Source organism: Methanosaeta sp. UBA458 (genome assembly GCF_002496085.1).
GTDB lineage: Archaea > Halobacteriota > Methanosarcinia > Methanotrichales > Methanotrichaceae > Methanothrix > Methanothrix soehngenii.
The window spans coordinates 1-8,147 of record NZ_DAIK01000059.1; the positions used below are offsets into that span (position 1 = coordinate 1).

The window sequence follows — 8,147 nt, forward strand, 5'->3', positions numbered from 1 at the left end:
CTCATTTCTTTCCCACCTCCTTGATTTACCATCAATGCTTAGGATCTAAGCCGTCCGCAGAGGCCCAAATCCAATGACACCATACGACAACGAGTCCAAATTCCCAGCATAAGACCATGCTCATGCAGAGCAACCTGGTTTTCGCTTGAGGTATGGAGTACCTGATCCTCATGCTTCTCGGCTTGTATTTGAGTATTTTGCTCAGGCACGAGCACCCTATACCGCCTTCTGGAATATAAACATATCGGGCTTTTATAGGAAAAAAACGATATCAATTGGTCATATGCCCTTTAAGGATATGACAATATCCTCTCTTTGGATCAGCGGTATTCTGTTCGAAAATGACTGCATCTTCACCGGAGAAAAGGCCATTATTGCGCGCCATAGCCCTGATAAGAGGCCAAGTTAGAAGGAATCTCACAGGAGCGGCGCAGGGCCGATCTTGGGGAAGAGTATGGTAAAATGCTCCGGCCGGGATTTGGACCCGAGTCTTCGGCTTGAAAGGCCGAAATGATTGGCCGGGCTACACTACCGGAGCAACTGGTGACGGGCGATATAATCAATCAGCCTGGCCCTCTCCCCATGAGATCGACCAGATATATCTACATTTCTGATGGCTTGGGGATTTTGAGTAGTCCCGGGCGGATTCGAACCGCCGTCGCGGGCTCCAAAGGCCCTCAGGATTGACCTCTACCCCACGGGACTATATCTTTTAGCCTCTACTAGCCGCCAAGGCCATTGCTCTTGGAGGCTTTGGCCCTTGTTCTCCGCATAAGATATATATTCCCTTTCCCGGAGGATCTGGGTAGATGAAGCTGCTCACCAAGAATCATATGAGCCAGCGCAGGCTTATAGAGATCCTCAGGGTGATCGAGGGCGCCGGCATACCAGTGGGAGCGAGGGCGATCTCAGACATCCTTTGCAGCCGTGGCTATGATCTGGGTGAGAGAGCGGTGCGCTACAACCTCAAAATCCTGGATGAGCTGGGATTCACCAGGAAGAAGGGGTACAGTGGTCGGGTTATTACCTCTCTGGGCTCCAGGGAGCTGAGCGATGCGCTCATAGACGACCGAATTGGATTTGTGAATACCAGGATTGAAGAGTATATGTATAAGAGCAACTTCGATCCCTGCAGCGGCCAGGGCCAGGTCATCGCCAATACCAGCATAGTGGATAAGGCAGATGCTGAGGAGGTCTTGGATATGCTCGGTCGCGCCTTCGACCAGGGCTATACGATAAGCCGCCGTGTATTGATCCTGGACGAAGGAGATGCGATTTCCACCCTGGAGGTGCCCGCTGGATCCCTGGGATTGGCTACGGTATGCAGCATAACCATGGATGGAATCCTGATGAAGAAGGGAATTGCGGTCCTCACCAGCTTCGCTGGCCTGGCAAAGATCAAGGAAAAACAGCCAATTGAGTTCACCGACCTCATAGCTTATGCCGGATCCTCCCTGGACCCGGTGAAGGTTTTCATGGGGCGGAAGGTGACGAGCGTTGCCAATGCCATCCGCTTGGGTTCGGGAAGAGTGCTGGCCAATGTTCGGGAGATTCCCGTCGCGGCGGCTGGCCATGCTCTGGAGCTGCTGGAGGCATCCCGATCCGCGGGCTTTGGCGGCCTCATAAAGGTAGGAGGTCCTGCTGAGCCGATACTGGGCTGCCCTGTAGCTGCGGGAAAAATCGGCATAGCCTTTTACGCTGGTGTTAATGGGACGGTGGCCGCGGAGGAGATGGGGGCGAGAATGAAGACACTGCCCATATCCATGCTCGTGGACTATTCACGGATGACCGATCTGGACAGACCTTGAATGAAGCCCATCATTTAAAGCTAAAAGACAAGATAAGGTTTTATAGGGCATTGATCCCTAGACTCAAAGTCACATTTCATTGATGAGGAAGAACGATGGATTTTAGAGTTGTAGTCTCAGATCCCAAGAGCGGAAAAGCCTATCAGGTAGAGCTTAAGGATCCGGGAGCAGGCAAGCTTCTGGGGAAGCATATCGGCGACAAGATAGAAGGAGATATATTGGGCATGCCAGGATACTCGATGCAGGTCACAGGCGGCAGCGATCGCGAGGGATTTCCCATGCGCGCAGACCTGCCGGGCACCAAGAGAAGGAAGATCCTCCTCTCCACTGGAACTGGCTATCATCCCGTTGCTGAAGGGAAAAAGAAGAGGAAGAGCATCCACGGAAGGGATATCTCTCCTGATGTCGGCCAGATAAATGTCAAGGTAGTGGAGTCGGGGGCCAAATCCCTGGAGGAGCTGCTCGGCAAGGCTCCCAAAGAAGAGAAGGCAGAATAGTCGATAATAAAGGACGGGATCGGCCGTCCTATTGCTTTTTATTATCGATTTGATCCCGATCAGAGCGATCCAGGCTCTGGGATCTGGCCGTCGCGGAGGCAGTCCGATCCTCCTTTGGGCGGTCTGATCGCTCTTATTAATAGATATTATGTTACTTCTCACCATATTATTCGGCTCTTCGCTGAATTATGTGGGTGAGGCCCAGCAGAGAATATGGCCTCTGTTCCTCTGTGTCTCTGTGGTTGGGTCATAACATAGCGGTTCACCACAGAGGCGAAAAGATACAGAGAATTACCGAATCAAGTTCACCCATAGCAAATAGCGAGGAGCCTATTATTCTTTATCGCTCCGATCGCCATCAGCCCAATGGCGCGATCGGAGAGGCGATGGTATCTGCGCGCGCATTACCGATTTCATCTGCTCAGGGCTCAGGGCGGCAAAAAGGGCATTGATGAGCCGGTCGCTCCTCATGGCTACATCCACCATCTTCCTGATCTGCACCGACCTGTCCAGCTCCCGGCCGAACTCCTGGCCAATGCGCGATAGATACTCCTGTAGAGGCGTCCCCGACTGCAGATGATCAATGGCAGACTGGCCGGCGATCCTCCCCGCCACCACGGCAAGGGGTATGCCTCCCCCGCTGGTGGCCAGAACATGCCCGGCAGCATCCCCCGCCAGGATCATATTGCCCTTCTGGATCGAACCTACAGTTCCGCCCGCGGGAACCAGTCCGCGCATCACCGCCAGCACCTCGCCTGAGGCCAGCTTCTCCGAGGCCTGAGGATGATCTCGCACAAATCGCTCCAGAACGTCGGGAAGCCTCTGGCCGGATAGGTAAGATGCGCGCACCCCCACCCCCACATTGGCTCTATCCGGGCCCAGGGGAATTATCCAGGCATAGCCGCCGGGAGCGTATCTCGCTGAGAAGAACATCTCTGCCGCATCGCTATCGATATCCACATCCGTCATCTCGTACTCTTGGCATATGCCCACCTCCTGGGCGGGATTTCCCATATAGCGGGAGACGGTGGAGCTGGGGCCATCTGCACCTATTATCATCTGAGGCCGGAGCCTCACAGCATAATGGCCGAAGAGCTCCAGGCCGCCTTCCACCAACGTCGCCCGGGTGGCGGGAAGGATCCTGGCACCGGCGCGAGCGGCCTGGGAGGCAAGATGCCGATCGAAGGCCCGCCGGTCTATAACCCTCCCCGCGACGGCAAACTCTTTGCTCTTGCCCGAAGGAGAATAGATCCGCTGCAACCGGGTACGATGCAATATGCAATGCTCGGGAATCTCCCTTAAGTTATCCGGGAGCCCGGCGCGAGGCAGCAGAGCCTCCAGCTCCCAGGCCTCCGGAAGAAATCCGCCGCACTGGACGGGGCTACCTATCTCGCTCTTCCTATCGATGAGCACTACATCCAGCTCTCGGGCGGCTACAAGGGCAGCGGTGCTTCCTGCAGGCCCCGCACCCACCACTGCCAGCTGTATATCTTCTCTCATGTCCTTGGTGATGCTTGCAGGCCAAGCTCCAGCAATACCTCTCCTATCTCCTGATAGGCAATGACCAGCTCATCCCTCTGGCGGTCGCCTTCCTCCTGCCTCGGCTCTGAATTGAGCCAGATCTGCCGGGAGGTGCCATGCACCATCTTGATGCAGGCCTGCATATCAGCCTGGCTGAGGCGGTAGGCGACATGGCTCCCGGTGGGAGTGAACCAGACGGGATGCCTCTCTTGAAGCTTCTCTATAAAGGGCTTCCACATCAGCAATTGATGCCCTGCCTCTTCATGGGCCCTGGAGTACTCAATGGTCAGTCTGAGATGAATGCGATCTCCTGCCGACTTCTCTTCGATATCCGATGCTATTTTCAAATAGTCAGGGTTCGTCCTGTCCGCTCGGGGAAGATCGCCCTGGAAGACCCGTTCTGCGATATCGGGAAAAAATGGCGCGAGGCGGATATCCTCCGCCTGCCGGGTGGCCAATGACACCCCTACGAAGAAGAGGGCGCTCAAAGATAAGCCGACCAGGACGCCGTGCTCAACCATATAGGGGGAGATGCTGTCTAATGGCGCCTTCAGCCAGAACTGCTCATAGGATACGAGAAGGATCTGGGTTCCCCCGCCCGCCACCAGGGCCGCCATAGCCCCCCACTTCGTAGCCCGTTTCCAGTAAAGCCCCCCGATAATGGGAAAGAAGTAAGATGTAGTGCCGATGACCGTGGCGATGATCACCGCATCCATGATGCTGTCCACATTCAGAGCGATGAGTGCGGATATGAAGACCATGATCACAATCAGAATCCTGTTCAGAATCAGCATCTCTTTCACCGTGGCTGTTGGCCAGAGGTGCCGCTGGATCAGGTCTCGGGAGAGGCATGATGCCCCCGAGGTGGCGAACGTATCCGTGCAGGACATGGAAGCTGCGGCAAAGCCGATGGTCAGGAGGCCTAAGAGCCATCCAGGAACGTTATCGCTTATGATCCGGAGATAAAGCATCTCCGCTTCCATCTCATTCCCTGGCCGGGGATAGATCACCGAGAGGCCTATGGCAGCGAGAAGGCAGAAAGAATATATCAGGACCAACAGGGTGGCGCCAAGCAGAAGCCCTCTTTTCGCGGAGCGATCATCGCGAGCTGCCCAGACCTTCTGCCAGGGATCCTGTTCTGCCACCCAGCCGGGCACCAGAGCCACTATGAAAACCAGGGCACCCAATATTCCGCCCATGGAGAAGATATCCCACCAGTCGGCGCCCAGCATTGTGGATGCAGCGATGAGGGAGACCCCCTCATTCGCGGACAGGCCTAGAGCCATATGGGCAACATAGGCGGCAAGGCCGGCCAGCAGTATATACTGTATCATGTCCGTCCAGACCACCGCCCGAAAGCCGCCCACACCGACGTAAAGGGCCACAGAGACGGCCATGATGGCAATGGCGAAGATGGGCTCTATGCCGAAGAAGGTCCCCAACACCATTTTAAAGCCGATGAAATCAGTAACCGAGAAGAGTATCATCATAATGGTCACAGCGATGGCCACAGGCGCTCTGATCAGGGGGTCGTACCTTATCTCCATGAGCTCGGGCTGGGTCAGAGCAGGTATATTCTTGATCCTTCCCGATATGGCGGCGATGATGGCCAGGCCAGCGATATTCGGGAATACCCAGATCCAGATCGAGCCAATGCCATAGAGGAGGAAAAGCCCTGTGGCCAAGAGCAGCGCGCTGGCCGTGGTCCATGCTGAAGCAGCAGCAAGTCCTATGCTGATTGGTCCCAGCTCTCGTCCCGCCAACCAGAAGTCGGTCTCCGACCTCTGCCTCCGGGAGAAATACAGGCCGATTCCAAGCAAGATCGCTATGTAAATTGCCAGGAATACCAGGAACAATGAATAGGCATCCATGATTTTCAAACACCATCTGGCGGCAAGTATCTGGAGGTATTTAACAGCAACTACTTAAGCGCAAAAGTGGCAGAGGCGAAGGAGGTTTTGGATATGAGAAGCGATGTCACCAAGGTAGGCAGAGAGAGAGCGCCTCATCGGGCTCTTCTCAAAGCTACCGGCCTGTGCGATGAGGAGATTCGTCGTCCCTTCATCGGCGTTGTAAACTCTAGTAACGATTTCATACCCGGCCACATTCATCTCGATCGACTGGGGGAAGCGGTTAAGGCAGGCATCCTCTCTGCCGGTGGAGTTCCATTTGAGTTCCAGACCATAGGGGTCTGCGATGGCATAGCCATGGGCCACAAAGGAATGAGATATTCTCTGCCCAGTCGCGAGCTGATCGAGGACACCATTGAGATCATGGCCGAGTCCCACCAGCTCGACGGCCTGGTGATGATCCCCACCTGCGATAAGATCGTGCCCGGACATATCATGGCCGCGGGGAGGCTGGACCTGCCCACCATCGTGGTCACGGGCGGTCCGATGATGCCCGGCTTTGCCTGCGACAAGGAGCTTGACCTGATCAATGTCTTCGAGGAATGGCAGAAAGGAGGCGAAACCCTGGATGCCCTGGAGGATATGGCATGTCCTGGCGCAGGCTCCTGTGCTGGCCTATTTACCGCCAATACCATGGCCTGCCTCACCGAGGCCATGGGCCTCTCCCTGCCCGGATGCGCTACCGCCCATGCGGTCGATGCGCGAAAGATCCGTCTGGCCAAGCTCTCTGGAATGAAGATCATGGAGCTGGTGGAAAAGGGCATAACCGCCCGCCAGATAGTCACCGCTGCCTCTCTGGATAACGCCATCCGGGTGGACATGGCCATTGGAGGTTCGACGAACACAGTTCTGCACCTGATGGCGATCGCAGCGGAGTTCGGCCTGGACCTGAATATTGAGCGCTTCGATCAGCTCAGCCGCGAGACGCCCCATCTGGTCAACCTCAGGCCGGGCGGGCCTCATCACATCCTCGACCTGGAGAGGGCAGGAGGGATTCCGGCGGTCATGAGCACCCTTCGCTCTCGACTGGCCCTGGATGCACTGACCGTCACCGGCCAGAGGGTGGGCGAGAACCTGGACGCATTCAAATTGATCAACCCCCTCACCAACTCCCGTGTCATAAGCACTATCAATAAACCTGTGCATGCCGAAGGGGGCATCGCCATACTCTTTGGCAGCCTGTCCCCGGAGGGATCCGTGGTCAAGCAGACCGCAGTATCCCCATCCATGCTCGTCCATTCCGGCCCGGCAGTAGTCTATGATAGCGAAGAGGCTTCTATGGCCGGCATAGTAGGAGGAGAGGTAAAGCCAGGAGATGTGGTGGTGATAAGATACGAAGGGCCCAAAGGAGGTCCGGGAATGCGAGAGGCTCTGGCGCCCACCTCTGCCATCGCTGGGGCAGGTATGAGCGAATCCGTCGCCCTGATAACCGATGGCCGGTTCAGCGGAGGCACCAGAGGCCCCTGCATCGGCCATGTCTCTCCTGAGGCAGCAGTAGGCGGCCCCATCGCTTTAGTCCGGCCTGGTGATATGATCAGCATAAATATCCCTGCCCGCAAGCTCGATCTGCTGGTGGACCCCGCGGAGCTGGAGCGGAGGAGAAGCGAATGGAAGATGCCAGATATGCCGGAGAACGCCATAAAGACCGGAGTTCTGGCGCGTTACAGGAAGTCGGTGACCTCGGCCAGCATGGGCAGCGTACTCAGATGACGGGAATCAGGTGCTTCGTAGCGGTGGATCTCCCGGAGGAGATGCGCGAAAAGGTCGGACCGCTGCAGAGCAAGATAGCCACTGAGGGCTTGCGGCTGGTCCGGCCGGAGCTGGTCCATGTAACCATCAAGTTCCTGGGAGATGTGCCCGCGGAAAAAGTGGAGAGAGTCAAAAAGGCTCTGGCTGCGGTCAGGGCGGCCCCCTTCACCGCCCGCTTAGTGGGTTTGGGCGCATTTCCCGGAAGATCGGTGCGCGTGGTCTGGCTGGGCCTGGAAGGGGACTTCTCCCAGTTATCAGCCGAGGTACAAGCGGCCACAGAATCCCTGGGATTTCCCCCGGAGGAGCGGGGCTTCACCCCCCATGTGACAATAGGAAGGGTGGGCAGGCCCAATGCCGGGACCAGCCGGGAGCTTCTGGCGAAGATCGGCCTTCAGTCTGCAGTGGACCTGGGAAGCTTCACTGTAGAGGAATTCTATCTCAAAAAGAGCACACTGACCCCCGGAGGACCCATCTACGAAGACCTGGCAGAGTTCCCTCTCTGAGATTCGAGAACTGGTGCTGAGCCAGGTCCGGCCCAGCCCGAAAGAGAGAGAGAGGCTTCGTCTTATCTCCAGGGAGATCATAGCAAAAATCGAGCGTCTGGCAGAAGAGAGAGGCATGGTCCTCCAGGCCATGCTGGTGGGCTCGGCGGCCAGAGACAC

The 8,147-nt window shown here is 56.5% G+C and carries 6 protein-coding genes and 2 tRNA genes; 4 read left to right on the plus strand and 4 right to left on the minus strand.

Annotated elements, in window-relative coordinates; translation table 11 throughout:
* Positions 1 to 463: 463 nt before the first annotated feature.
* Together BP822_RS03930 and BP822_RS03935 are read right to left on the minus strand one after the other, a co-directional pair.
* Positions 464 to 538 (minus strand) — tRNA-Glu (locus BP822_RS03930).
* Between the two features lie 94 nt (positions 539 to 632).
* Positions 633 to 705, minus strand: a tRNA-Gln gene (locus BP822_RS03935).
* 104 nt (positions 706 to 809) lie between these two features.
* On the opposite strand from BP822_RS03935, the gene BP822_RS03940 reads away from it, so the two are divergent.
* Positions 810 to 1,808, plus strand: coding sequence for a DUF128 domain-containing protein (locus BP822_RS03940; protein ID WP_273271336.1), 999 nt, complete (start codon positions 810 to 812; stop codon positions 1,806 to 1,808).
* 95 nt (positions 1,809 to 1,903) lie between these two features.
* Positions 1,904 to 2,305 (plus strand): 30S ribosomal protein S6e, encoded by a 402-nt coding sequence (locus tag BP822_RS03945; RefSeq protein ID WP_013718919.1) that lies wholly within the window; start codon positions 1,904 to 1,906, stop codon positions 2,303 to 2,305.
* Positions 2,306 to 2,638: 333 nt separating this feature from the next.
* On the opposite strand, the gene BP822_RS03950 is transcribed toward BP822_RS03945, so the two are convergent.
* A complete protein-coding gene (locus BP822_RS03950; RefSeq protein WP_286877776.1) occupies positions 2,639 to 3,805 on the minus strand; it encodes a geranylgeranyl reductase family protein in 1,167 nt (388 codons plus the stop codon).
* Positions 3,802 to 5,682, minus strand: coding sequence for a sodium:solute symporter family protein (locus BP822_RS03955; RefSeq protein WP_286877778.1), 1,881 nt, complete (start codon positions 5,680 to 5,682; stop codon positions 3,802 to 3,804). Before BP822_RS03955 ends, BP822_RS03950 begins: the two co-directional genes overlap by 4 nt.
* Before the next feature lie 108 nt (positions 5,683 to 5,790).
* Between BP822_RS03955 and ilvD the strand changes: the two genes are divergently transcribed.
* On the plus strand, positions 5,791 to 7,446 hold the full coding sequence (ilvD, locus tag BP822_RS03960; protein ID WP_273277920.1) for a dihydroxy-acid dehydratase: 1,656 nt from the start codon (positions 5,791 to 5,793) through the stop codon (positions 7,444 to 7,446).
* Complete coding sequence (thpR, locus tag BP822_RS03965) at positions 7,443 to 7,988, plus strand: RNA 2',3'-cyclic phosphodiesterase (RefSeq protein WP_286877779.1); 546 nt, start codon at positions 7,443 to 7,445, stop codon at positions 7,986 to 7,988. Before ilvD ends, thpR begins: the two co-directional genes overlap by 4 nt.
* Positions 7,989 to 8,147 lie beyond the last annotated feature (159 nt).

Coding starts and splice junctions, on each gene's coding strand:
- BP822_RS03940 (WP_273271336.1), top strand. CDS start 810: ATGAAGCTGCTCACCAAGAATCATATGAGCCAGCGCAGGCTTATAGAG.
- BP822_RS03945 (WP_013718919.1), top strand. CDS start 1,904: ATGGATTTTAGAGTTGTAGTCTCAGATCCCAAGAGCGGAAAAGCCTAT.
- BP822_RS03950 (WP_286877776.1), bottom strand. CDS start 3,805: ATGAGAGAAGATATACAGCTGGCAGTGGTGGGTGCGGGGCCTGCAGGA.
- ilvD (WP_273277920.1), top strand. CDS start 5,791: ATGAGAAGCGATGTCACCAAGGTAGGCAGAGAGAGAGCGCCTCATCGG.
- thpR (WP_286877779.1), top strand. CDS start 7,443: ATGACGGGAATCAGGTGCTTCGTAGCGGTGGATCTCCCGGAGGAGATG.